We start from the raw sequence: 24,011 nt of genomic DNA on the forward strand, positions 1-24,011 counted from the left end.
ATGCCCCGATCCCCGGGAGAGCCATGGCTGTGTTCCGCAGACTCCGGTCGACCTGGCTGGTCCGCGTCACCCGCACCCACGTCGACCCCGACCGCCCGGCCGAGCCCGACGACGACACCGTACCGACGTCGGCACCAGCCCGGGTGCCGGTCCAGGCACCGGCGAGCCCGGAACCGATGCCGGCGAGCCTGGATCCGGCGGCGGCCCCCCGCTGCTTCGGCCCGGTGCCGAACCACGCTTTCAGCCCGCTGCCGGTCCTGGGCGACGACGGCGCGGTACTGGCCGGCACCGGACTGCGCAAGTTCGTCGACCCACTGCCCGGCCTGGGCGCTCTGGGTCAGACCCCGCTCGGCGCCCACCTGCCCGTCGCCGTGCCGGACACCATCACCCACCCCGGCTGCGACTACTACGAGATCGGCCTACAGGAGTACGCGCAGCGCCTGCACCGGGACCTGCCGGCGACCCGCCTTCGCGGCTACCGGCAGCTGAACCTCGGCACTGACGTCGACGGGCACAACACCGTCGCCCCGCCACCACGGCCCTGGCATCTCGGCCCGGTCGTGCTGGCCCGCCGCGGCCGGCCGGTGCGGATCAAGTTCATCAACCAGCTTCCCGCCGGCCCGGCCGGCGAGCTGTTCCTGCCGGTCGACCCGACCGTGCCCGGTGCCGGCGCCGCTCCCCTCGACGGGCCGGCGCCCTTTCCGCAGAACCGGGCGGTGCTGCACCTCTGCGGCGCACACACCGGCTGGATCAGCGCCGGCAACCCCTGGCAGTGGATCACCCCGGCGGGTGAGATCACCCCCTACCCGACGGGCGTCAGCCTGGCCCACGTCCCCGACATGGCCCACCCCGGGCAGGGCGCCACCACGCTCTACTTCCCCAACGAACAGAGCGGCCGACTGCTCTGGTTCCACGACAACACCGTAGGGCTGTCCCGGTTGACCATCCACTCCGGCCAGCTCGCGCTCTACCTGCTCACCGACAAGGCCCAGGAGGGGCTGGTCGGCGAGGGGCTGCTACCGGCCGACGAGCTGCCGCTGGTCTTCGAGGACAAGACGTTCGTGCCGGACGACGCCCAACTCGCCACCCAGGATCCGACCTGGGACCGGGACCGCTGGGGATCGCGCGGCGCCCTCTGGCACCCGCACGTCTACCAGCCCCGGCAGAACCCGCACCGGATCGACGGGCGCAACCCCACCGGCCGGTGGGACTACGGACCGTGGTCACGTACGGCGCCGGGCCTGGGCCAGGACCTGCCCGCCGCCGCGGTACCCAACCCGCACCATGATCCGGTCACCGACCCGGACGAGCCGCCGGAGGTGCCGGGTGTGCCGCACCCGAGCGCGGTGCCGGGCGCGTACGGCGACACCGTGCTGGTCAACGGTGCCGCCTACCCGTACCTGGAGGTGGAACCCCGGCTGTACCGGTGGCACATCCTGAACGCCTGCACCGACCGCTGGCTCAATCTACAGCTGTACCGGGCCGCCTCGGACGCGCCGATGTGGACACCCGACGGCCGGCTGGCCGATGCCGATGCGGGCGAGGTGCCGATGGTGGACGCGGCCCGTACGCCCGGCCGGCCGGTCGGCTGGCCCACCGACGGTCGGTCCGGTGGCGTGCCGGACCCGGCAGCGGCCGGCCCCGAGATGCTCCGGATCGGCAACGAGTGCGGCCTGCTGCCGGCACCCGTGGTGGTCCCGAACCAGCCAATCGGCTTCCGGTACGACCGGCGCGACCCGACCGTGCTCAACGTCGGCGGTCACGCACTGCTGCTGGCCCCCGGCGAGCGGGCCGACGTGCTGGTCGACCTCGCCACGGTCACACCCGGCAGCACACTGATCCTCTACAACGACTGCCCCGCCCCGCTGCCCTGCTTCGACCCCCGGTACGACCAGCACACCGGCGGGCCGGACCGCACCGCCGAGGGCGGCGCGCCGTCCACCCTTCCCGGGTACGGTCCGAACACCCGCACCCTGCTGCAACTGCGGGTGGCGGGAACACCGGCGGAGCCGTACGACCACGACCGGCTGCGGGAACGACTGCCCGCCGTGTACGCGGCCAGCCAACGTCCCCCGGTGGTGCCCGCCGCGGCGTACGACGCCTGCTTCGGCACCACCTCCGGCCCGACCCGGATGCCGGTGCACGCCGCCTCCGTGGAGTTCATGGCGCCCAGCGGTGCCGCACCGGTGAACCTGCCGCTGGAGGTCAAGGCCGTGCAGCAGGTCTTCGAACCCGGCCACGGCCGACTCACCGGCCGACTGTGCGTGGCGCACCCGCAGGCCGGACCGCTGCACGGCGGCGCCATCCCGCTCGGTCCCGCCGACCCGCCGACCGAGGTGCTGCACGTCTGCGACCCGGCCGTGGCGGTCGGCGCGCCCGGCGACGGCAGCCAGCTCTGGCGGGTACGCGGCGCTGGCCGGCAGAGTCATCCGGTGCGCTTCGACGGGCTGGACGTGCAGGTGGTCGGCCGGGTCGGTCGGGACGGCACGATCCGGCCGCCACACCCCGGCGAACTCGGCTGGAAGCAGATCGTCCGGGTGGATCCGGGCGAGGACGTGTTACTCGCACTGCGACCCGAGGCACCGGTCCTGCCGTTCAAGATCGGGGACAGCGTACGGCTGCTCGACCCGAGCCGTCCGGCGGGCACCCGGCTCGGGTCCACACCGGTCAGCCCGGTCGACGGACGGCCGGCGGCCGGGGTCAACCAGTTGGTCAACCTGGGTTGGGAGTACGGCTGGTCGAGCGGGGCGGCCGGCCACCGGGACCAGGGCATGTACCGGCCGTTGGTGGTTCGCGTCTCGCCCCGGGCACCGACCGGGCTCACCGCCGCCCCCGCCCCCGGCTCGGCGACCGCCCTGCCCGCGATCACCCTGGCCTGGACCGGCAACGGCTACGGCATCCGCCCACCGGCCACCAGCCACCTGTTGCAGCGCGCCACCGATGCGACGTTCGCCAACGGGCTGACCACGATCACCGTGGCGGCCACGGCGACCCGCTACACCGACGCGACGGTCACTCCCGGGGTCACCTACCACTACCGGATCCGGACGGAGAACTCGGTCGGCTGCTCCACCTGGTCGAACAGCATCCCCGCGTCGGTTCAGCTCACCGCACCGACCAGGCTGACCGCGGCCATCCCGCCGGCCGCGCCGCTGCGGGTCGCGCTGCGCTGGGCCAACCGGTCCTTCGCCACCGGGATCGACGTGCAACGGGCCACCAACCCGACCTTCACCAGCGGGCCGGGCACCACCGCGATCAGCGTCGGCGACACTTACCTCGACCCGGCGGTCGCACCCGACACCACGTACTACTACCGGGTGCGCACCACCTACCTCGGCACCGCCTCACCCTGGTCGACGGTGGCGACGGCGAGCACCCCGGCCGCTCCCGGCACGCCGACCTCGGTGAGCGTCGCCACCAGCGCACCCGGCCCGGACACCGCAACGGTGGTCCTGGGGTGGGCGGCCAGCACGCCCGCCGGCCAGGGCACCGGCTTCACCGTCGAACGGGCGTTGGACCCGGCCTTCAGCCGTGAACTGGCGACCTTCACGGTCACCGGTCGAGGCTTCACCAACACCGGCCTGACCCGTGGCGTCACCTACCACTACCGGATCCGCTCGTTCAACGTGGTCGGCACCTCCCCGTTCACCGGCAGCATCCCGGTAACCACCCCGAACTGACCGGGCACGTCCCGCGGCCCGTCATTGGTCGTAGCGGTACCGACAACGGCCAGCGCCGTCGATCCAGGTGTCGCACCGCATGCTTCGTTGCCACCGGTGGTTTGGCCGGTGTCAGGGAGCGGCAGCGGGACGGCCCACCGCGCGCAGCTCGGACAGCGCCGAAGCGAAGCCGTGCAGCAGGTCCGTGGCCTCGGTGAGCCGGGCGGCGGCGGGATGTTCCTGCTCCGGCCGGTACTCCTGCGCCAGGTAGCCGGCGCCAGCAACCACCAGCCGTTCGTAGGCAGCCACCCCCGACTCCAACTGCCTGGTCAGCGCCTGGTGCGCCTCGGCCAGCGGTGCTTGGGCATCGACCGGCGCGATCCGGGCCGCGCGTTCCACGCTCGCCACCCGGTTCGCCAGCTCACGCAGCGACCGCTCGGCTGTGGCGGCCTCGGCGACTGCCGGCTCGGCCAGACCGGTCAGCCGGCCAGACATCCCCGCCATCGTCGATGCCGCCCGGTCCAGGCGCTCCCACGGCTGCGCCGCGCTGGTGCCGCGCAACGCGGTTCTGCCCCTGGCCCGGCGTACCTCGGCCACCACGCCGGCCCCGGCCGGCAGCCGCTCCACGGCGGCGACCAGCCAGGCCCGGGATCGGGCGGCGGCCTGAGCCGGATCGAGCGCGGGCGGGGCAGGTTGCGCGGCCAGTGCGCGTAGGTCGACCCAGCGCCAGCTCGCCAGCGCGGTCGCGGCACCCGCGGCAGCGGCCCAGGCTGCGTCGGCCAGCCCGATGCCGGCGTACGGGGTCAGCACGATCGTCGCGCCGCTGAGCCCGCCGGCCAGTACGCTCCACCGACGCGCGGAGCGACGCAGCCTGCTCAGCCGCCGGAAGTAACGGGTGCGCTCGTCTGCCACGTCGGCTCCTCGACCGCTGCGCTCAGCCGGCGGCGGTGCTGTCGCCGGTGCCGCGATCGCGGCTCATGCTGGCCCTGATCTCGTCGAGCCGGGCGACGGCCGGGTCACCGGTCTGCGCCGCCGGCTGGTCGGCTGCGGCAGCACGCTCGGTGCCCGCACCAAGTTGCTCGCCGGCCAGGCTGGCCCGGATCTGGTCGAGTCGGGCCGACCCGGCGGTGTCCAGGGTGGCCTTCTGAATCTCCAGCATCCGACTCTCCGTCGAGTTCCCGGCGAGTTCAGCGCGGCCCATCGCGTTGGCGTAGCGGCGCTCGATGCGGTCGCGGACCTCGTCCAGGGTGGGAGTGCCGCCGGGGGCGGTGAGCGCCGACATCGACTCCAGCGAGGCGGCCACGCTCTCCTGCATCTTGGCCTGCTCCAGTTGGCTGAGCAGCTTGGACCGCTCGGCGAGCTTCTGCTGGAGGATCATCGAGTTGTTCTCCACCGCCCGGCGGGCCTGCCCGGCGGCGCCGAGCGCCTGGTCGTGCAGGGTCTTCAGATCCTCTGCGGACTGCTCCGCGGAGACCAGTTGGGTGGCCAGGGCCCCGGCAGTCTGCTCGTAGCGCCCGGCCTCCGTCTCGTCACCCTTGGCCCGGGCCTGATCGGCCAGCACCAGAGCCTGGCGGGCGTTGGCCTGCAACCGCTCGACATCGGACATCTGCCGAGACAGCTTCATCTCCAACTGGCGCTGGTTGCCGATCACCGCGGCGGCCTGCTGGACAAGCGCCTGGTGCTGCCGATGCGCCTCGTCGATCGCCTGCTGGAGCTGCACCTTGGGGTCGGCGTGCTCGTCGAGTCGGGCGCCGAAGAGCGCCATCAGATACTTCCAGCCCTTGACGAACGGGTTCGCCATCTCCGCGGTATCCCCTCAATCACGTCGCTGCACCTGCCCGACCCGGCGTCCCAGCTCGGCCACCGGCGATGGTGCAACCATCGTCCCAGCCGGGCGCCAGTACGACATCCCGTACCGACGAGAGGAGACGTCGCGATCAACCCTACGCGGCGGCGGTCACCTCGACCATCGGCCCGCGACGTCTCAGGCGGCGCAGACCACGTCCCGGTCGCTGCGGTCGGCGGCGGAACGGACCCGGGAACTGCGCAGGGTTGCCTTGAGCGGAGATTCCTGGCGTGCGGAAACAGCGACCGAGCCGTTCGAGGTGACCTGACGCACCCCCCGGCCCGTGGCCTTGTGCGTCCCGGCGACGACCGACGACGAATCGGCCGGCTCGTCCTGTACCGGCACCAGCACGCCCGGCAGCTGCTCGGCGAACGCGACCGTGTCGCTGACCTCGCGCAGCAGCTCGGAAAGGCGGGCACCCAGCGCGTCGCAGATCGCGGCGAGCAGTTCGCTGGAAGGTTCCTTGTGGCCGCGTTCGATTTCGGACAGGTAGCCAAGGCTGACGTTGGCGGCGGAAGAGACCTCACGCAGTGTGCGGTGCTGCCCCTGCCGGCGCGCCCTCAGTGCGTCACCGATCACCCGGCGTAGCAGGACCATCGCACCTCCCCTGAGGGACACAGTTCGCCCGGCCATCCGGTCCGGTGATGCCACCGGGCTCCGGCTGTCGAAGCTTTCCCGCAACCGTACCCGCTGCGCGCCGCCACGACATCCCACCCCGCCCGGCTACCTTACGACGGGTCCTACGGTGCCCGAGAGTTGGACGTGCTCGGCGAGCAGGCGCAGCGCCTCGGTCACGGCGGCACCGCGGACGCGGTCCCGCCCGCCCACCAGGTCGAGCTGCCGCACCTCGCTGCCGTCCGGGCCGGCGACGGCGACGAAGACCAGCCCGACCGGCTTGCCGTTCTGCGGCTCCGGGCCGGCCACCCCGGTGGTGGCCAGGCCCCAGTCGGCCCCACAGCGTCGCCGCCCGCCCTCGGCGAGCGTCGCCGCAACGTCCGAATCGACCGGGCCACGCTCGGCGAGCAGTGCCGCCGGTACGCCGGCCAGCTGCTCCTTCAGCTCGGTCGCGTAGACCACCAGCCCACCGCGGTAGACGGCGCTCGCGCCGGCGATCTCCACGATCGTGGCGGCCAGCAGCCCGCCGGTCAGCGACTCGACGGTGGCGACCGTCTCCCGCCGCTCGCTCAGGCGGTGCACCACCCCCGCCGCCGCGCTGCCCATCGCCCCCTCGGCCTCTCGAACACCCATGATCTGCATCTTTCCCGATTCCGGCGCCGCACGCGCCGGAAGGCCGATCGGGCGGTCAGCGTCGGACGCGGCGCAGACGCAGTGCCTGGGCGATGTAGTCGAAGCCGGTGACCACGGTCACCGCGACCGCCGCTGCCATAATCCAAGGACCGATCGCGGCGAGCGTCGCAGGCATCGGCCACAGGTACCAGGTGATGGCGAGTATCTGCAACGCGGTCTTGACCTTTCCGCCGCGGCTCGCGGCGATCACGCCACGCCGGATCACCCAGAACCGCAGGGCCGTGATGCCCAACTCGCGTGCCAGGATGACCACCGTCACCCACCAGGGCAGCCGGTCGTACCAGGACAGCAGGAGCAGAGCCGCACCGGTGAGTGCCTTGTCGGCAATCGGGTCGGCCACCTTACCGACCGCGGTGACGAGCCCGAACCGGCGGGCGATCCAGCCGTCGACCAGATCCGTCGCCGAGGCGACCGCGAAGATCACGCAGGCGATGATCTGCCACCCGCCGTGTGCCATGCCCGAGACGACCACCGAGGCCGCGAAGACCGGCACCAGCAGCAACCGCAGCGCAGTCAGGCCGTTGGCGGCGTTGACCACGGGCACCCGCGCCACCACCGGCACCGTCGACTCGGCCCCCCCGGTCACCTGCTCGCTCCCCTCCGCTGGCGCACCCGGCACCGCACGTCGTGTCTCCCCCGCCTCGTCCCGGTCCGCCGTCACCGCGCCGCGCCGGGCGCCGCCGAGATCATCTCCTCCGGCACGGCGATCAGATCCACGCCCTCGGTACCGGTCACCGTGGCCCGGACCAGGTCACCTGGGCGCAACGCGGCCAGGTCGACCCCGCCGCCGTCCGGCGCGACCAGCGTGGTCGAGCCGTCCACCTCCGGCGCCTGGTGCGCGGCCCGACCCTCGACGACTGCCCCGTCGACGGAGTCGACCAGCACCTCCAACGTCGAGCCGAGGCGATCCTCGGCCCGCTGCGAACACAGCTCGTCGGCGAGCGCGCTGAGATTGTCGTACCGACGCTTCACGGTGGCGGCGGAGACCTTGCCGGACAGCCCGGCGGCCTCGGTACCGTCCTCGTCGCTGTAGTCGAAGACGCCGATCGCGTCGAGCCGGGCCTCGGTGAGGAACCGGACCAGCTCGTTGACGTCGGCACGGGTCTCGCCGGGGAAACCGACGATGAAGTTGCTCCGCGCCCCGGCCAGCGGTGCCAGCGCCCGCGCGGACGCCAGCAGCTCCAGAAAACGGTCGGTGGAGCCGAAACGTCGCATCCGGCGCAGCACCGGCTCACTGGAATGCTGGAACGACAGGTCGAAGTACGGAGCCACACCCGGCGTGCCGGCGATGGCCTCGACCAGCCCGGGCCGGGTCTCGGCCGGCTGGAGGTAGCTGGCCCGGACCCGGACGATGCCCTCGACGGCGGCGAGCTGCGGCAGCAGCTTCTCCAGCGCACGGGGGTCGCCGAGATCCTTGCCGTATGACGTCGAGTTCTCGCTGACCAGGACCAACTCCCGGACGCCGCTCTTGGCCAGCCACTCGGCCTCGGCGAGCAGTTCGTCCGGGGTACGGGAGACGAAGGCCCCCCGGAAGGCGGGAATGGCGCAGAACGCACAGCGCCGGTCACAGCCGCTGGCCAGCTTCAGCGAGGCCACCGGCCCGTTGTCGAGCCGGCGGCGCAGTACCGTCCGCAGGTGCGCGGGGGTGTGCTCGTCGACGTCGACGTCGCGGCCGTGCCCGGGCAACGAGACCGCGCTGTCGCGGCGCGCGACCGGGGTCAGCGGCAGCAACTCGCGCCGGTCGCGCGGGGTGTGCGCGGCGAACTCCTGGCCGGAGACGACCGCGCCGAGCCGGGCAGAGATGTCCGGGTAGTCGTCGAAGCTCAGCACCGCCTGGGCCTCCGGGAGGCTGTCGGCCAGCTCCCGGCCGTACCGCTCGGCCATGCAGCCGGCGGCGACCACCTTCGCGCCGGTGTCGGCGGCGGCGAGCAGTGTCTGGATGGAGTCCTGCTTTGCCTTCTCCACGAACCCGCAGGTGTTGACGACCACCACGTCGGCGCCCTCGCCGTCGGTCGTCACCTGCCAGCCGTCGGCATGCAGGCGGGCGGCCAACTCCTCCGAGTCGACCTCGTTGCGGGCACAGCCCAGGGTCAACAGGGCGACCCGGCGACCGTCGGCGCCGGAGTTGTCAGTAGGGGAGGTGGCAGCCACCATTCGAGGGTACCGGGAGGCGCAGGCGGCTCCGGCAACGGCGGGTGCGGCCGGGACGACCTAGCGTGCCGGGGCGAGGATCCCGACCAGGCGGTCGAGGAGGAAGACCTCGGTGCCGGCCAGGCCGACAGAGCAGAAGACGGAAACCTGGTCCGCGTCGGTGCGGCCGGACGTCGCTCCGGCCAGCATCGCGCCCAGGTCGCACAGCCGGGACGCGTACGGCGGCTGCGCGGCGAGCATCGGGGGCGTGTAGGACATCGCCTGCGCCAGCGAATCGCTAGCCAGCACGGCAGCGGCGTCCAGCAGATCGGTGTCGAACTCCGAGCGGTCAAGCTGCTTGAAACCGACCGCGTTGACGTGCGTACCGGGGCTCAGGTCGGCGGTGGTCAGCACCGGCTCCGGGCTGGTGGTGGCGAGAACCACCACGTCCCGGTCGCGCACGGCCGCCCGGGCGGTGCGCACGGCGCGAGCCGGAATACCGAGTTCGGCCCGAACCCTGGCGGCGAACGCCTCCCGCCGCGCCGAGGAGCGGCTGTACACGGTCACCTCACGCAGCCGCCGCACCGCCGTCGCCGCCCAGACCTGGGTCCACGCCTGGCCACCGGCGCCGATCACCCCGACGGTGGCCGCGTCCGGCCGGGCCAGGACGTCCACCGCGACCCCGCCCAACCCGCCGGTACGCCGGGAGCCCAACTCGACACCCACGGCCACCGCCCGCACGGCGCCGGTGCGCCCGTCGTGCAGCACCACCACCTGCTCGCTCTCCGGATGCCCGAACGTGTCGTACGACCGGTAGCCGTACCACTGTCCGACCAGGTGCCCGGCGGTGAGCATCAGCCGACCGCCGCCGAGCGGCGCGGCGGCCCGGGGCGGTGCCACCAGCCGACCGTCGTACGCGGCGAGGAGGGCCTCACGCATCGCGTCCACCGCGGTCGGGGCGTCCAACGCGGCGGCTACCGCCGGGTCGGAGATGAGCACGGTCATGGATACATCGTGCAGGGTGAAGCAAGGTTGAGGTCCATCACGGGTGAGCCAACTCACCCCGGCACAGTTCCTCCCGGTGCTAGCGTCGGCCGCGACGGCTCTGCGCGGCCGTCCCGGACGAGTCGCGGGCGTACCCGGTCAGGTCAAGACGCCCCGTGCGTTGACCCGACTCGTCCCGGCCCCGGTGGCCGGGCCCACCGAAGAGGTGAACCGATGGCCTGGATCGTGCTGGTAATCTCCGGACTTCTGGAGACGGCGTGGGCGATCGCCCTGGACCGCTCCGCCAGTTTCACCCGCCCGCTTCCCTCGGCGGTCTTCGTGATCACGCTGCTGCTGAGCATGGCCGGCCTGGCGTACGCGTTGCGGGAGATTCCGGTCGGCACCGGGTACGCGGTGTGGGTCGGCATCGGGGTGACCGGCACCGCCCTGGTGGGGATGCTCGTGCTGGGCGAGTCCGCCGGCCTGGCCCGGATCGGTTGTCTGTTGCTGATCGTCGCCGGCGTCGTCGGCCTCAAGATCTACCACTGACCCGACCCGCGTCGAGGGCGTGGCGAACGTCCGCAGGGTAGACAGGGACGGCAGACGCAGACTCACCCACCGGAGGAAGACATGGCCACCAGCACCGTCCGCTCGACCAGCGCCGCCCGCATCTGCACCATCGTGGGCTTCGTGTGCGCGGTACTCGCGCTGCTGCTCAACCCGATCCTCTTCGGAGTCATCGGTCTGGTCCTCGGCGTCGTCGGCGCGGTCCTCGGTGACAAGCCGCTCGGCTGGTACGCCGCTGCGGCCAACGTGGTCGCCATGGTGTTGAGCATGCTGATCCTCAGCGCGCTCTGATCTTTGGCTCCGCACGCTCAGTCACCACTACCCCGCATCCCTGCCAGGACTTCTTCCAGTTCGTCCGGCTTGACCAGCACGTCGCGGGCCTTGGAGCCCTCTGACGGGCCGACCACGCCCCGGGTCTCCATCAGGTCCATCAACCGGCCCGCCTTCGCGAAGCCGACCCGCAACTTTCGCTGCAGCATCGAGGTCGAGCCGAACTGCGAGGTGACCACCAGTTCAACCGCCTGCACCAGCAGGTCCAGGTCGTCGCCGATGTCCTCGTCGATTTTCTTTCTGGTGTCCTGCGCGGGGGCCAGCACGTCCGGGCGGAACTCCGGCTCACGCTGGTCCTTGCAGAACTTCACCACGTCGTTGATCTCGCGCTCGGTGACCCAGGCACCCTGGATCCGCACCGGCTTCGAGGCGCCCATGGGCAGAAACAGCCCGTCTCCCCGGCCGAGCAGCTTCTCCGCGCCGGGCTGGTCGAGGATGACCCGGGAGTCGGCCAGCGAGGAGGTGGCGAACGCCAGCCGGGACGGCACGTTGGCCTTGATCAGGCCGGTCACCACATCGACCGAGGGACGTTGGGTCGCCAGCACCAGGTGGATGCCGGCAGCCCGGGCAAGCTGGGTGATCCGCACAATCGAGTCCTCGACGTCGCGCGGGGCGACCATCATGAGGTCGGCCAACTCGTCCACGATCACCAAGAGGTACGGGTACGGACGCATCTCGCGCTCGCTGCCCGGCGGCGCCTTGATCTCGCCGGTGCGCACCTTCCGATTGAAGTCGTCGATGTGCCGGACCCCGTTCGCGGCGAGATCGTCGTAGCGCATGTCCATCTCGCGGACGACCCACTCCAGCGAGTCGGCCGCCTTCTTCGCGTTGGTCACGATCGGGGTGACCAGGTGCGGGATCCCCTCGTAGCCGGTCATCTCGACCCGCTTCGGGTCGATCAGCAGCAGCCGCACCTCGTCCGGCGTCGCCCGGGTCAGAACGGACATCAGCAAACTGTTCAGGCAGCTCGACTTGCCCGCGCCGGTGGCCCCCGCGATCAGGATGTGCGGCATCTTCGCCAGGTTGGCCACCACGTAGCCGCCCTCGATGTCCTTGCCCAGCGCGACCACCATCGGATGGTGGTCGCTGGTGGCGGCACGCGACCGGAGCACGTCACCGAGCGCCACGTTCTCCGGGTCCGTGTTCGGGATCTCCACGCCCACCGCGCTCTTGCCCGGGATCGGGCTCAGGATGCGCACGTCCGGCGACTTCACCGCGTACGCGATGTTGCGGGAAAGCTGGGTGATCCGCTCGACCTTGACCCCGTGACCCAACTCGACCTCGTAGCGGGTCACCGTCGGCCCCCGGGTGAAGCCGGTGACCGCCGCGTCCACGTCGAACTGGTCGAAGACGCCGGTCAGCGCGGCGATCACCTCGTCGTTCGCCTTGCTGCGGGTCTTCGGCGCGGACCCGCTGCCGAGCAGGTTCGCCGGCGGCAGGGTGTAGTCGCCCGCCAGCCCCGTCAGCGCGAGCTGTTCGGCCCGGGTCGGCGCGGGCGAGTGCTCCGGCGGCTCGGCCGGCTTGCGGCTCGCCGGCACCCGCGACGGCGCCTTGCGGGGCAGGACAATGGTCTCCTGCAGGTCCATGTCGTCCAGCTCGTCGGACCCGTCCGGCTCGACCGCCGGCGCGGTGCGCTTCGCCGGCCGCCGTCGGAGCGGCGCGGCGGAAGCCTCCTCCGTCTCCGACCCGCCCTGCCCGACCACGGCACCGGCGAGCAGTCCGAGCCGCTCGGGAATCTTGTTGATCGGTGTCGCGCTCACCACCAGCAGCCCGAACACGAGCAGCAGGATCAGCAGCGGCACCGCCACCCAGGCGGTGACCGCGCGCTCCAGCAGACTGCCGACGCCGGCGCCGACCAGCCCACCGGCGAAGTCCCGCTCGCCCGGCTCGGTTGGCTGCTGGCCGATGTGCAACAACGCGGCGGTGGCGACCAGCATGGAACCCCAGCCGACCAACCCCCGCCCACGGTGTTCTGGGTCTTCGGTACCGCGCATCAGCCGCCAGGCCCCGATGCCGAGCAGCACCGGCACCACGATGGAGATGGCGCCGAGAAAGAGACGAACCGTGTCGGCCAGCCGGGCGCCGAGCGGCCCGGCCGCCGAGAACCAGATCGCGCCCGCGCCGAGCAGGGCAAGCCCGATCAGTAGCAGACCAGCCCCGTCGCGGCGGTGCTCAGGGTCGAGGTCGCGGGCCGACGCGGCATGCCGTCCGGCGGCACGCACCGCCCAGCCGGCTCCGTGAGCCACGCCCATCCACAGTGCCCGGATCGCCCGCCCGGCGTACACGGCGGGGCCCGGTCCCCGCGCCGAGGCGCGGCGCCGGGCCGGCGCACGGGTCTTCTTGGCCGGTTGACGGGCACGACTGTTCGTGCCGCCGCGCGGCGACGCGCCGCGCCGCCGACTCGCCTGAGGGGTACGGCCCGCCATAGCATCACCGTAACGGCGGGCCCGGCGATCAGCCGGTCTTCCTGGTCGCTCCGCGTGTCGCAGCGCGGCCCCCGCCGCCGACCGTGATATCTGCCTGGCGAGGGGGTGTTCCATGAGGTCGCCGGAGTTCGAGGACCGCCCGGAGGACCCGTTCGCCGGGTGCCCGTCGGTGCTGCGGCCGTTGACCAACGAACTCGTCGTCGCGGTACTGGCCACCCGGGGACACGCGGTGACCACCAACGCGGCGGGTGAGCTCGTCGGCCATTGGGCGGAGAGCCACATCTGGTTCCTGCTCGCCGGCGACGCCGGGGAGCTGCTCCAGGTACGCACCATCGCCACCCGCACCTTCCCGGTCGAGCAGGTGCCCTCGCTGCACCACTTCTGCAACACCTGGAACCGTGACCGGTTCTGGCCCAAGGCGTTCCTGCACGTCGCCGACGACGGCCAGGCCCGCGTCTGTGGCGAGGTCATCGCCGACCTGGAACGGGGAGTGACGCCGCACCAGCTCGACCGGCTGCTCGACCGGGGCATCTCGACCGGTTGCCGGCTGGCCGCCGAGGTGGGCCGCCTGGCCGGAACGGCGCATCCGTGACCGGGCCGGCGGCGAGCGGCGGCAGGGGTCGCGGTGATGCGCGTGCCGCCAGGCCACTCGGCGGGCCGCGGACCGGACGTGCCCCCGGCGACGCGCTGACCGATGCCCGGGACATGCCCGACGGCGAGTCGCGCATAGCCGAACTCGAGCGGGTCGCCGCCCTCGCCGACGCGACGGGCGATCGACGGATCGCACTACAGGCGTGGTCCGAGCTGGTCGAGACGTACCTGCGTGGCGGCGAGCGATGGCGACTGTTCGAGCCCGTCCGGCACTGCCTCGACGCGGCCCGGTCCGACGCCGACACGCTGCGTAGATACCGGCGGTATGCGGTCGAGGCACTGCTCGGCAGCCCCCGGATCGGCCTCGACCAGGCCCGGAGCGTTCTGGACGGCCTGGCCGACGAGGCAAGTGCCGGCGTGGCGGGCAGCGCCCTGGTCGCTCAACTGCGCTGCCGGATCGCCGACCAGGCGGGCGACGAACCCGCCGCCCGGGGCTGGCTGAGCCAATGGCGGACCAGCCCGGCCGATCCCGCCGGCGGTTGCCCGGACTGCCTGCCCGTACGCCAGGCCGAACTGCTCGACGGCTGGGGCGACTGGGTGGCGGCGCTCGACACCCTCGCGCCCCTGCTCGATGGCCCGGCCCGGTGCACGGCGCAGCCCGAGGCCGCCCTGACCGCGGCGTTGCTGCCCTGGCTGCGGACGGGCGAGGCGGAACAGGCGGCACGGGCGCACGTGCTCGCCTACCGCCGGCACCGTGCCGAGCCCGACGGGTTCAGCTACCTCGCCACGCACCTGCGCTTCTGTTCGCTCGGCGGCCACCTCGACCGCGGACTGGAGATCGTCGTTGCCCAGCTGCCCCGGCTGGAGCAGCCGCACGAGGACCTGTCGGTGATGGAGTTCGCCACGGCGGGCGCACGAATCTGCCTGTTGACGGCCGATACGGGCGGCGACCGGTCGGTACGCCGCCCCGGCTACCGAGGGCAGGCGGCAGCGGAGGTCACGGTGAGCCAGCTCGGTGGCGAACTGCTCGCCCTCGCGACCGGCCTGGCCGGCAGCTTCGACGCCCGCAACGGCACCGGACACCAGTCCGGCCGGATGGCCTCCTGGCTGAGGGAACGCCCGCTCGCCGCGCCGGTGCCGCTGCCCGCCGACGAGGAGCCCGAGCCGACGGACGGCGCCGAGCAGCCGGCCGTGGACGAGGTCGACGCGCTGACCACCGCGATGATCACAGCCGCCCTGGATGAACGGGGCTACGGTTACACCCTCGACTCCGCCGGCACCGTGCTGGGACGCTGGGGTGACGCGGTGATCCAGTTCCGGCGAGCCGGAGAACGCCGGGACATCCTGCACGCCCGGGTGGTCGCCGGGCGTCGGCTACCGGCGGCCCGACGAGCCGAGGCGTACGCGTTCTGCAACGGATGGAACCGGGACCGGCTGCTACCCAAGGCGTACGTGCACGATCCGGGCGACGGCGAGTTGGTGCTGGCCGGCGAGGTGACCACCGACCTGGCGGACGGGGTGGCGCCGATCCAGGTGACGGTGCTGGTGGACGCCACGGTCCGCACCGGTCTGGCCTACGCGGAGGCGGTCGCCGCCCTTCCCTGATGCCTGGTCGCCGGGCCCGGCCGGGTGATTCCTCCCCGGCCGGGCCCGGACGCTCAGCGCCGGCTGCCTAGAGCCCGGAAGTTCTGCGTCGTGATCAGCGTCAGGTTGTTGCGTTGCAGGATCTCGTTGACCGGCTGGTAGAACGTGCTGCCGCCACGCACGCAGTCACCCGAGCCACCGGAGGTGACACCCTGGGCCTGGTTGCCCGAGATCCACGAACCGCCGGAATCACCGGGCTCGGCACAGACGTTGGTGCGAACCAGACCACCGACCAGTCCCTCCGGGTAGCGGACGGTGGCGTTACGGGCCTGGACGACGCCGCAGCGGACCCCGGTCGTGGAGCCGGAACGGCAGATCGACGAGCCGACGGGCACCTCCTGCGAGCCGGCGACCCGGGCGACACCGCCCCGGAAGTCGGTCACCTCGGGCAGCACCGTGGTGTCGTTGTTGACCTGCACGACGGCCCAGTCGTCCCCGGGGAAGGACGAGGCCCGGAAGACGCCCTGTGCCGCACCGTCGGGGCCGGTGGTCCGGTCACCGGCCCGCCCGCAGTGTCCCGCCGTGACGAAGCCACCGGCCACCGCGAAGCCGACCGAGCAGCGACCGGTTCCGACGAGGAACGCCTCGCCGCCGCGCACGTCGGCGAAGAGCCGGGGCTGCTCCTCGACGGCCATCCGGACTGTCTGCCGGGACACCCCGACGCGGTCCACGAAACGCCAACCGGCTGCCTCCGCGCCCGGCTCGGCGAGCACCACGACCGCGTTCGAGGCGACGTCGACGTACCAGCCGGAAACCTGCTCGGCCCGGGCGGCGGCACGATCCATCCGGCTCTTGACCGCGTCGAGCTGCCCGACCCCGCGATCGACCACCTTCGGCACCGCCCCGGCGGCCCGTACCCGCTGCGTCTGCTCCGGGTCGGTCACGGCGACGTTGAGTTCGCCGCCGTCGGCGCTGAGCCAGCTACCGCCGTAGGCCACACCGAGGTCGGACCGGAGCTGGCCGACCACCCCGCTGGCCCAGCGTTCGGTCTTCAGGCGTGCGGCCACCTGCGACTCGTCCAGGCGCAGGTCCCGGCGCATCGCCTCGACCAGTTCCTGGTCCGCGCCCGCCGCCGCCCGGCTCTGCGGCGCGCTGCCCGGTCCGGCGCCGTCACCGGCGAACGACGGCAGGGTCACCGCTACCGTCGCGCCCACCGCCGCCACCACGACACCGATGGCTGTCAATCGTCTGCGGTCCATTCGCCATGCTCCTCCCGGCCCGCGTGGGTACGCCTGCCGGATCGGAGTACGGGCAGGCGGCCCGAACGGTTGAAGGGAACCGCAACCGAATTCATCCGTGAACGGCGATGGACCGCCGGACGCGGAGTCCAGCGGTCCATCGCCGTCGGGTCCGGCGACCCGACGAACCTCAGACCTCGACGACGGTGGGGACGATCATCGGGCGACGCCGGTAGGCGTCGTTGACCCACCGACCCACCGTGCGTCGGACGATCTGCTGCAGCTGGTGGGGGTCGGTGATCCCGTCCGCCGCCGCCCGGTTGAGAGCCTCGGTGACCAACGGAAGCACCGGGTTGAACGCCTCCGGGTCCTCGGAGAACCCCTTGGCCGACACGGTCGGACCAGCGACCACCTTGCCGGTCACCGAGTCCACCACGACGGTGGCGGCGATGAACCCACCGTCACCGAGCATGCGCCGCTCGGTGAGCAACGACTCGCTGACGTCACCGACGGCCAACCCGTCGACGTAGACGTAGCGGCTCTTGACGTGCCCGACCACGCTGGCCCGCCCCTCCACCAGGTCGACCACGTCGCCGTCCTCGCAGAGCACCACCCGATCGGCCGCCACCCCGGACTCGATACCCAGCCGGGCGTGCGCGCGCAGGTGCCGCCATTCGCCGTGCACCGGCATCAGGTTGCTGGGCCGGACCACGTTGAGCAGGTAGAGCAGTTCGCCAGCGGGGGCGTGTCCGGAGACGTGCACCTTCGCCACGTCCTTGTGCACCACCACCGCCCCGGCCCGGGCCAGCCGGTTGATCACCCGGTAGACGGAGGTCTCGTTGCCCGGCACCAGCGAGGAGGCCAGCACCACGGTGTCGCCGGGGGCGATGGTGATGTGCCGGTGGTCGCCGCTGGCCATCCGGCCCAGGGCGCTCATCGGCTCGCCCTGCGAACCGGTTGACATCAGCACAATCTGCTCCGGCGGCATCGACGTCGCCTCGTCCAGCCCGACCACCAGGCCGGCCGGGATGTTCAGCAGGCCCAGGTCCCGGGCGATGCCCATGTTGCGGACCATGGAGCGGCCGATCAACGCGACCTTGCGATCGTGCTCGAACGCCGAATCGAAGACCTGCTGGACCCGGTGCACGTGGGAGGCGAACGAAGCGACGATGATCCGGCCACGCGCCTTCGCGAAGATCGAGTCGAGGACCGGTCCGATCTCCCGCTCCGGGGTGACGAAACCGGGGATCTCCGCGTTGGTGGAGTCCGACAGCAGCAGGTCCACGCCCTCGGCGCCGAGCCGGGCGAAGCCGGCCAGGTCGGTGATCCGGCCGTCCAGTGGCAGCTGGTCCATCTTGAAGTCGCCGGTGTGCAGCACCAGCCCGGCCGGGGTACGGATGGCCACCGCGAGGGCGTCCGGGATCGAGTGGTTGACCGCGAAGAACTCGCACTCGAACGCCCCTAGCCGCTCCCGACCACCCTCACGCACCGTGAGCGTGTACGGCTGCATGCGCCGCTCAGCCAGCTTCGCCTCGACCAGCGCGAGGGTGAACTGCGAGCCGACCAGCGGGATGTCGGGTTTGTGGGCGAGCAGGTAGGGCACCGCACCGATGTGGTCCTCGTGACCGTGGGTGAGCACGATCGCCTGGATGTCGTCGAGCCGGTCAAGGATGGGAGCGAAGTCGGGCAGGATCAGGTCGACCCCGGGCTGCTCGACGTCCGGAAAGAGCACACCACAGTCGACGACCAGCAACTTCCCGTCGTACTCGAAGACGGTCATGTTCCGGCCGATGGCGCCGAGCCCGCCGAGCGGTATGACCCGCAGCCCACCTTCCGGCAGCGGCGGGGGGAGTTGGGCCTCCTCGTTGTGCGCCTCGGTCACGCGTTCACCTCATTCTGGGACGCCGTCACCGGCGTCCATCGTTTCTTTGATCATTCGGGTAGGGGTAGGCCCGCCGCCGCGCAGTCGGCACGCAGCTGGGCGACCTCGGCGGCGGTGGCCTCCACCAGCGGAGGCCGGACCGGACCGGCCGGCAGGCCCTGGGCGACCAGGCCCGCCTTGACCAGGATGGTGCCCTGGGTGCGGAAGATGCCGGTGAACAGTGGCAGCAGCCGGCGGTGCCCCGCCAGCGCGGTCGCCGTGTCTCCCGCGTCGAACGCCTCGATCATCCGCTTGGTCTCGACGCCGGTGAAGTGGGTGGAGGTCCCCACCACGCCCACGCACCCGACGGCCAGCGCGGGCAGGGTGAGCACGTCCTCGCCGCTGTAGTACGCCAGATCGGTCCGGCTGGTCACCCAACTGGTCGCGGTCAGGTCGCCCTTGGCGTCCTTCACCGCGACGATCCGACCGTGCTCGGCGAGCCGGACCAGCGTCTCCGTGGCGATCGGCACGCCGGACCGGTGCGGGATGTCGTAGAGCATCACCGGCAGCCCGGTCGCGTCCGCCACCGCCGTGAAGTGACGCAGCAACCCAGCCTGTGGCGGCTTGTTGTAGTAGGGCGTGACCACCAGCAGCCCGTGGGCGCCGGCCTTCTCCGCCGACGCGGCCAGCTCGATCGTGTGCCGGGTGTCGTTGGTGCCGATCCCGGCCACCACCCGGGCCCGACCGCCGACGGCCTCCACGACCGCCCGGATCAGGCGTTCCTTCTCCGCGTCGGTGGTGGTCGGCGACTCGCCGGTCGTGCCGTTGACCACCAGCGCGTCGTTGCCCTGCTGGCTGACCAGATGATCCGCGAGCCGGGCCGCCCCGTCCACGTCGAGCGCGCCGTCGACGGCGAACGGGGTCACCATGGCCGTGAGCACCCGGCCGAACGGGCGGGAGGCCGCCCGGATCGGGGCGTCAAGGTGGTCGTGCGTCATGGTGACAACCTATCGGACGGCCGGCAGCCGGCCACCGGGGAAGGGGTTACGACCCCTGGGCGTGCGGGCTGTGTGCGACCTCGCTGCCGTCCGGCAGGGTCACGATGGTGAAATCGGCGAAGACGTTCGGCGCGACCCGCTGCAACTGCCGCAGGCACTCCACTGCCAGCTCGCGGATCTCCACGTCGGCGTGTTCGGTGGCGCGCATCCCGATGAAGTGCCGCCAGGCCCGGTAGTTGCCGGTGACCACGATTCGGGTCTCGGTGGCGTTCGGCAACACCGCTCGGGCGGCCTGCCGGGCCTGCTTGCGCCGCAGCGTTGGGTTCGCCACGTCGGCGAAGCGCTGTTCCAGCCCCTCCAGCAGGTCGTTGTACGCCCGCACACTGGTCTCGGCCGCTTCGACGAACCGCTTGTGCAGCTCCGGGTCATCGGCGATCACCGACGGCTCGACCATCGCCGCGTCGCGCTCCGGCACGTACCGCTGGGACAGCTGCGAGTACGAGAAGTGCCGATGCCGGATCAGTTCGTGGGTGAACGACCGGGACACCCCGGTGAAGTAGAAGCTCACCGAGCCGTGCTCCAGCACCGAGAGGTGGCCGACCTCCAGGATGTGCGCCAGGTAGCCGGCGTTGGTGGCGGTGGCCGGGTTGGGCTTCTTCCAGCTCTGGTAGCAGGCCCGCCCGGCGAACTCGGCGAGCGCCTGCCCCCCGTCGGCGTCAGTCGACCACGGCACGTCCTGCGGCGGGTCGAAGTGGGTCCACGCGACGAGCTTGACCTGCGGCTGCACCATCTCCGGCATTCCTGCGACTGTAGTAGGGCGGCTGCGCCGCCCCGATGGCGGGTGGTTAGACGTAGAAGGCGGTTAAGGGGGGCCAGGGCAGGTTTCGTACCACCGAGAACGCCAGCCAGGCGGCCAGGAACCCGCTGATCAGCTTCGGGCCGATCCGCAGCTCGGGCAGCCGCCACCCGAACGCCTGCTTGCCGGCCCAGGCGACGAAGAGGTACGCCAGGAAGGGCAACGCGAAGACGAAGAGGAAGTGGTGTCGGGCCGCGGCCGGCAGGTCGGCGTTGAGCACGTACCAGAGGGCACGGGTGCCGCCGCAGCCCGGACAGTCCAGCCCGGTCGTCAGCTTGAGCAGACAGGTGGGCAGGGCGTCCGGTGCGGAGCGGGTGGGGTCACTGAGTAGCGTGTAGCCGATGCCGGCGGCGACACAGCCGACCGCGGCCAACGGAGCCACCCAGCGTGGAGTGCGGTCGTAGAGCCGCGCCACGAACCGGGTGAGCCGGTCGGACTCGGCCACCGGGTAGCCGGCGGGATAACCCACCGGCCAGTTGGCGGGCGTCTCGGGCGGCGCGCCCCCGACCGGCCACCGCGGCGCGGCCGACTCGCTGGCGGGCGGCGGCTCGGCGGCGGCTCGGTCAGCGCTCGTCACGCCGCTCACCGTACACCGGCCACGCCCAGCAACGCGGCGGCCAGCGGGGCGGCGAGGTCGCCGGCGACCGGTGGTGCCACCGCGTCCAGGCCGAGCCAGCCGGCCAGCCGGTACAGCTCCGCGGCGAGCGCCGCGGCGGTCTCCCCCGGGTGGGCGACCGGCTCCACCCAGGCGGCCGGTACCCGCAGCACCCCGGCCCTGCGGTCCGCCTTCAGGTCGACCCGGGCAGTGAAACGCTCGTCCTGGCGGAACGGCAACACGTAGTAGCCGTACACCCGCTGTGGCGCCGGGACGTAGATCTCGATGCGGTAGCTGAAGTCGAACAACCGCTCAGTGCGAGCACGCTCCCAGACCAGTGGATCGAACGGGCTGACCAGTGTGTTGCCGCGCACCCAGCGGGGCAACAGGGCCTCGGCGTGCACCCAGGCCGGTTGCCGCCAGCCCTGCACGGCGACGGGCCGCAGCTCACCGGCCTCCACAAGGTCGGCGACGGCCTGCCGGGTGCCGGCCACCGGCAGCCGAAAGTAGTCACGCAGCTCCGGCTCGGCGGCCACGCCGAGCGACCGTGCCGCGATGCCAACCAGCGTGCGGTACGCCTGCGCGTCGCTCGGGGTGGGAGCGTCGAGCACCTCGGCCGGCAGCACCCGCTCGGGAAGGTCGTAGCGGCGGGCGAACGAGGTGGTGCGCTGGGCCGCACACACCTCGCCGGCCCAGAAGAGGTATTCCAGCGCCTGCTTGACCGCAGACCAGTTCCACCCCCAGTTGCCGGTCTCGCGGGGCGCGTCGTGCTCGATCTCGGCGACCGTCAGCGGTCCCCGGGCCGCTACCTCGTCGCGTACCCAGGCGACCAGGGCGGGCTGTTCGGCGGCGATGCGACGCATCCCACCCCATGCCTCGGCCTGCGCCCGCGCCATCCGCCAGCGCAGCGCCGGATGCAGGCCGACCGGGACCAGCGACGCCTCGTGACCCCAGTATTCGAACAGCTCCCGGGGGCGTCGGTAGGCCGCCGAGTCGAGCAGCGTGGTCGGATAAGGGCCGAGCCGGCTGTAGAGCGGCAGGTAGTGCGCCCGTTGCAGCACGTTGACCGAATCCATCTGGATCAACCCGATCCGGTCGAGCACCCGGCGCAGGTGCCGGCGGGTGGCAGCCCCGGTGGGCGCCGGGTCGGCGAAGCCCTGTGCGGCCAGCGCGATCCGCCGGGCCTGGGCGAGCGAGAGCGATTCCGGTGCGAGCATCGCAGGGAGGCTACGTCAGGCGTCCGACATCGGTGCGGACGCTGGACCTACGGCCCGTCACAGCCTAGAACTACTTGCATGCCCACCATCCGCCGCGAGGAGCCCGACGACGCCGAAGCGATCGCCCGGATCCATGTCAGCGGCTGGCAGGCCGGCTACGCCAGGATAATGCCGGACGAGGTGTTGGACCGGCTCAACCCGGTCGCCTGGGCACAACGCCGTCGCGCCCTCGGCACCGCCGATCCGGAACATCCGTTCACCACCCTGCTCGCCGAGGTGGACGGTCTGCCTGCCGGGTTCACCACGTACGGCCCGTACCGCAACAACCAGGACCGGGGCGACCTCGACCAGGCCTGCGGCGAGGTGGTGGCGATCTACGTCGCGCCCGCCCACTGGGGCGACGGGACCGCGCGGGCCCTGTTCGCGGCGGCCCGGTCGGGTCTGCGGGCGCGCGGCTGGACCGAGTACCGGCTCTGGGTGCTGGCGGACAACGCCCGGGCCCGCCGGTTCTACCAGCGGGCCGGACTGTCACCGGACGGCGAGCGGTCGACCTATCCGCTGCCACTGTCCGGCGGACGTCCCCCGATCGGGCTGGTCGAGCTGCGCTACACCGGCCGGCTCGACGGCTGAACCCGGAGCGGGCGACGCCGCACCGCGCACCGGCAGGAAAGCCAGCAGCGCCAGGCTGATCCAGACATAGGTGTTGCTGAACAGGAAGCCGTCCACGCCGGTGAAGTCCTTCTCCCACGCCCAGACGATCCGGCTGATCAGGAAGGCGTACCCGACTGTCGCGACGGTCAGCAGGGCGCGACGTCGGCGGCTACCGGGCGGCGCGGCCATGCCGTTGTCCACCAGCAGCAACACCCCCGGCAGCAGCCAGACCAGGTGGTGCACCCAGGTGACGGGACTGACCAGACACATCACCGCGCCGGTCAGCGCCAGGCCCGTCGCCTCGTCGCCGGCGCCCGCGGCGGCCCGGGAGCGCCACACCCACACCGCCAGCGTCGCGACGACCAGTAGCAGCCAGGCCACCGTGCTCGGGCTCTGCGGGTCGAGCCGGGCCACCATGCCACGCAGCGACTGGTTGGAGACGAAGGCCAGTTCGCCGACCCGGCCGGTGTTCCACAGCGCGGTGGTCCAGAACTCCCGTGAGGCGTCCGGGAAGAGCGCGGCGGCTAGCACCGTCGCGCCCGTCGCGACGCCCGTAGCGGTGACCGCCGCCCGCCATCGTCCGGTGACCAGCAGGTAGACGACGAAGATGCCCGGTGTGAGTTTGATCGCGGTGGCCAGGCCGATGCCGATGCCGGCCCAACGGCTGCCACCCGGCAGCAGCCGGAGCAGGTCCACCGCCACGAGAAACAGCAGCAGCGTGTTGACCTGGCCGAAGTTGATGGTCTCGCGCATCGGCTCGAAGGCGGCGGCGAGGCAGAGGGCCACCGCGAAGGCGAACCAGCGGGTCCAGCCGGCCCGGCGCGACACCGGGTCCAGCAGCCACCAGATGAGCACCGCGCTGGTCACCACGCCCGCGGCCACGCTCAGCACGATCGCCGCGTGCCAGGACAGATACGCCATCGGCAGCATCACCAGCGCGGCGAACGGCGGGTAGGTGAAGCCGTACTGGGTGCCGGGCTTGAGGTAGTCGTAGATCTCCCCGCCGTCGTGCACCCACCAGACCAGCGCACCCCGGTAGACCTGTAGGTCGAAGAAGCCGTGCCGGACCGCCGCAACCGACAGGAAGGCGGCGACCGCCACGGCGAGCACGAGCACGAGCACGACCTGCCCGACCGTCCGCCTGGCACCCTGCGCCAACGTCGCCTCCCT

At 72.2% G+C, this 24,011-nt stretch carries 21 protein-coding genes and 1 riboswitch; of the genes, 6 read left to right on the forward strand and 15 right to left on the reverse strand.

Features of this window, described 5'->3' with window-relative positions; genetic code table 11:
• Positions 1 to 23: 23 nt before the first annotated feature.
• Positions 24 to 3,680 (forward strand): hypothetical protein, encoded by a 3,657-nt coding sequence (locus tag ACFHWY_RS04415; RefSeq protein ID WP_416578788.1) that lies wholly within the window; start codon positions 24 to 26, stop codon positions 3,678 to 3,680.
• Positions 3,681 to 3,791: 111 nt separating this feature from the next.
• Here ACFHWY_RS04415 and pspM read toward each other — a convergent pair whose 3' ends face one another.
• The 7 genes from pspM to ACFHWY_RS04450 all read right to left on the reverse strand — a co-directional run bounded on the left by pspM (position 3,792) and on the right by ACFHWY_RS04450 (position 9,948).
• Complete coding sequence (gene pspM / locus ACFHWY_RS04420) at positions 3,792 to 4,571, reverse strand: phage shock envelope stress response protein PspM (RefSeq protein WP_416578789.1); 780 nt, start codon at positions 4,569 to 4,571, stop codon at positions 3,792 to 3,794.
• A gap of 22 nt (positions 4,572 to 4,593) precedes the next feature.
• The gene (locus ACFHWY_RS04425; protein WP_416578790.1) at positions 4,594 to 5,460 is read right to left on the reverse strand and encodes a PspA/IM30 family protein; all 867 of its coding nucleotides are present in this window, start codon (positions 5,458 to 5,460) and stop codon (positions 4,594 to 4,596) included.
• A gap of 183 nt (positions 5,461 to 5,643) precedes the next feature.
• Positions 5,644 to 6,102, reverse strand: coding sequence for a helix-turn-helix domain-containing protein (locus tag ACFHWY_RS04430; protein WP_416578791.1), 459 nt, complete (start codon positions 6,100 to 6,102; stop codon positions 5,644 to 5,646).
• Between the two features lie 126 nt (positions 6,103 to 6,228).
• Positions 6,229 to 6,753 (reverse strand): CinA family protein, encoded by a 525-nt coding sequence (locus tag ACFHWY_RS04435; RefSeq protein WP_416578792.1) that lies wholly within the window; start codon positions 6,751 to 6,753, stop codon positions 6,229 to 6,231.
• Positions 6,754 to 6,808: 55 nt separating this feature from the next.
• Positions 6,809 to 7,399, reverse strand: coding sequence for a CDP-diacylglycerol--glycerol-3-phosphate 3-phosphatidyltransferase (pgsA, locus tag ACFHWY_RS04440; RefSeq protein ID WP_416578793.1), 591 nt, complete (start codon positions 7,397 to 7,399; stop codon positions 6,809 to 6,811).
• A gap of 71 nt (positions 7,400 to 7,470) precedes the next feature.
• On the reverse strand, positions 7,471 to 8,967 hold the full coding sequence (gene rimO, locus ACFHWY_RS04445) for a 30S ribosomal protein S12 methylthiotransferase RimO (protein WP_416578794.1): 1,497 nt from the start codon (positions 8,965 to 8,967) through the stop codon (positions 7,471 to 7,473).
• Between the two features lie 57 nt (positions 8,968 to 9,024).
• Entirely contained in the window at positions 9,025 to 9,948 is a 924-nt protein-coding gene (locus tag ACFHWY_RS04450) for an ornithine cyclodeaminase family protein (RefSeq protein WP_416578795.1), read from the reverse strand.
• A gap of 90 nt (positions 9,949 to 10,038) precedes the next feature.
• A riboswitch (guanidine-III (ykkC-III) riboswitch) is annotated at positions 10,039 to 10,106 on the forward strand.
• Positions 10,107 to 10,161: 55 nt separating this feature from the next.
• Between ACFHWY_RS04450 and ACFHWY_RS04455 the strand changes: the two genes are divergently transcribed.
• Entirely contained in the window at positions 10,162 to 10,476 is a 315-nt protein-coding gene (locus ACFHWY_RS04455) for a DMT family transporter (RefSeq protein ID WP_416578796.1), read from the forward strand.
• Positions 10,477 to 10,557: 81 nt separating this feature from the next.
• Complete coding sequence (locus tag ACFHWY_RS04460; RefSeq protein WP_092373759.1) at positions 10,558 to 10,785, forward strand: hypothetical protein; 228 nt, start codon at positions 10,558 to 10,560, stop codon at positions 10,783 to 10,785.
• A 17-nt stretch (positions 10,786 to 10,802) separates the two neighbouring features.
• Here ACFHWY_RS04460 and ACFHWY_RS04465 read toward each other — a convergent pair whose 3' ends face one another.
• On the reverse strand, positions 10,803 to 13,250 hold the full coding sequence (locus ACFHWY_RS04465) for a DNA translocase FtsK (protein WP_416578797.1): 2,448 nt from the start codon (positions 13,248 to 13,250) through the stop codon (positions 10,803 to 10,805).
• Positions 13,251 to 13,362: 112 nt separating this feature from the next.
• On the opposite strand from ACFHWY_RS04465, the gene ACFHWY_RS04470 reads away from it, so the two are divergent.
• Complete coding sequence (locus tag ACFHWY_RS04470) at positions 13,363 to 13,842, forward strand: YbjN domain-containing protein (RefSeq protein ID WP_416578798.1); 480 nt, start codon at positions 13,363 to 13,365, stop codon at positions 13,840 to 13,842.
• A 113-nt stretch (positions 13,843 to 13,955) separates the two neighbouring features.
• Entirely contained in the window at positions 13,956 to 15,446 is a 1,491-nt protein-coding gene (locus ACFHWY_RS04475) for a YbjN domain-containing protein (RefSeq protein ID WP_416579015.1), read from the forward strand.
• 53 nt (positions 15,447 to 15,499) lie between these two features.
• On the opposite strand, the gene ACFHWY_RS04480 is transcribed toward ACFHWY_RS04475, so the two are convergent.
• The 6 genes from ACFHWY_RS04480 to ACFHWY_RS04505 form a co-directional block, all read right to left on the reverse strand.
• On the reverse strand, positions 15,500 to 16,684 hold the full coding sequence (locus tag ACFHWY_RS04480; protein ID WP_416578799.1) for a S1 family peptidase: 1,185 nt from the start codon (positions 16,682 to 16,684) through the stop codon (positions 15,500 to 15,502).
• Positions 16,685 to 16,853: 169 nt separating this feature from the next.
• The gene (locus tag ACFHWY_RS04485; protein WP_416578800.1) at positions 16,854 to 18,545 is read right to left on the reverse strand and encodes a ribonuclease J; all 1,692 of its coding nucleotides are present in this window, start codon (positions 18,543 to 18,545) and stop codon (positions 16,854 to 16,856) included.
• Positions 18,546 to 18,595: 50 nt separating this feature from the next.
• Positions 18,596 to 19,522, reverse strand: coding sequence for a 4-hydroxy-tetrahydrodipicolinate synthase (gene dapA, locus ACFHWY_RS04490; protein ID WP_416578801.1), 927 nt, complete (start codon positions 19,520 to 19,522; stop codon positions 18,596 to 18,598).
• 46 nt (positions 19,523 to 19,568) lie between these two features.
• On the reverse strand, positions 19,569 to 20,312 hold the full coding sequence (gene thyX, locus ACFHWY_RS04495; RefSeq protein ID WP_416579016.1) for an FAD-dependent thymidylate synthase: 744 nt from the start codon (positions 20,310 to 20,312) through the stop codon (positions 19,569 to 19,571).
• A 55-nt stretch (positions 20,313 to 20,367) separates the two neighbouring features.
• The gene (locus ACFHWY_RS04500; protein WP_416578802.1) at positions 20,368 to 20,964 is read right to left on the reverse strand and encodes a DUF2752 domain-containing protein; all 597 of its coding nucleotides are present in this window, start codon (positions 20,962 to 20,964) and stop codon (positions 20,368 to 20,370) included.
• Positions 20,961 to 22,190, reverse strand: a complete 1,230-nt coding sequence (locus tag ACFHWY_RS04505) for a winged helix-turn-helix domain-containing protein (RefSeq protein WP_416578803.1) — start codon at positions 22,188 to 22,190, stop codon at positions 20,961 to 20,963. The genes ACFHWY_RS04500 and ACFHWY_RS04505 overlap by 4 nt, the downstream gene beginning before the upstream one ends.
• A 78-nt stretch (positions 22,191 to 22,268) precedes the next feature.
• Between ACFHWY_RS04505 and ACFHWY_RS04510 the strand changes: the two genes are divergently transcribed.
• On the forward strand, positions 22,269 to 22,820 hold the full coding sequence (locus ACFHWY_RS04510) for a GNAT family N-acetyltransferase (protein ID WP_416578804.1): 552 nt from the start codon (positions 22,269 to 22,271) through the stop codon (positions 22,818 to 22,820).
• On the opposite strand, the gene ACFHWY_RS04515 is transcribed toward ACFHWY_RS04510, so the two are convergent.
• Complete coding sequence (locus ACFHWY_RS04515) at positions 22,719 to 23,999, reverse strand: glycosyltransferase family 87 protein (RefSeq protein ID WP_416579017.1); 1,281 nt, start codon at positions 23,997 to 23,999, stop codon at positions 22,719 to 22,721. The genes ACFHWY_RS04510 and ACFHWY_RS04515 overlap by 102 nt on opposite strands.
• Positions 24,000 to 24,011: the final 12 nt, after the last annotated feature.

The sequence above is a fragment of the Micromonospora sp. LOL_024 genome (genome assembly GCF_048060415.1).
In the GTDB taxonomy this organism is placed as follows: Bacteria; Actinomycetota; Actinomycetes; order Mycobacteriales; family Micromonosporaceae; genus Micromonospora.